Origin of the sequence: Bacillus cereus group sp. Bc031, from assembly GCF_027716265.1 — a bacterium.
GTDB classification, from domain to species: Bacteria; Bacillota; Bacilli; order Bacillales; family Bacillaceae_G; genus Bacillus_A; species Bacillus_A paranthracis.
Window position 1 is genome coordinate 1 of the sequence record NZ_JAQFUL010000217.1, and the last position, 710, is coordinate 710.

The window sequence follows — 710 nt, forward strand, 5'->3', positions numbered from 1 at the left end:
ATTTATCAGACAATCTGTGTGGGCACTCGAAGATACGGATTCTTAACGTCGCAAGACGAAAAATGAATACCAAGTCTCAACGAGTGAACACGTAATTCATTACGAAGTTTAATTCATTGAGCATCAAACTTTTAAATTGTAGAGTTTGGTCATGGCTCAGATTGAACGCTGGCGGCAGGCCTAACACATGCAAGTCGAACGGTAGCACAGAGGAGCTTGCTCCTTGGGTGACGAGTGGCGGACGGGTGAGTAATGTCTGGGAAACTGCCCGATGGAGGGGGATAACTACTGGAAACGGTAGCTAATACCGCATAACGTCGCAAGACCAAAGAGGGGGACCTTCGGGCCTCTTGCCATCGGATGTGCCCAGATGGGATTAGCTAGTAGGTGGGGTAACGGCTCACCTAGGCGACGATCCCTAGCTGGTCTGAGAGGATGACCAGCCACACTGGAACTGAGACACGGCCCAGACTCCTACGGGAGGCAGCAGTGGGGAATATTGCACAATGGGCGCAAGCCTGATGCAGCCATGCCGCGTGTATGAAGAAGGCCTTCGGGTTGTAAAGTACTTTCAGCGGGGAGGAAGGTGTTGAGGTTAATAACCTCAGCAATTGACATTACCCGCAGAAGAAGCACCGGCTAACTCCGTGCCAGCAGCCGCGGTAATACGGAGGGTGCAAGCGTTAATCGGAATTACTGGGCGTAAAGCG

At 51.8% G+C, this 710-nt stretch carries 1 rRNA gene; it reads left to right on the plus strand.

Going from position 1 to position 710, the window contains the following annotated elements:
- Positions 1-133: 133 nt before the first annotated feature.
- Positions 134-710, plus strand: a 16S ribosomal RNA gene (locus PDQ33_RS28965); the annotation flags it as partial.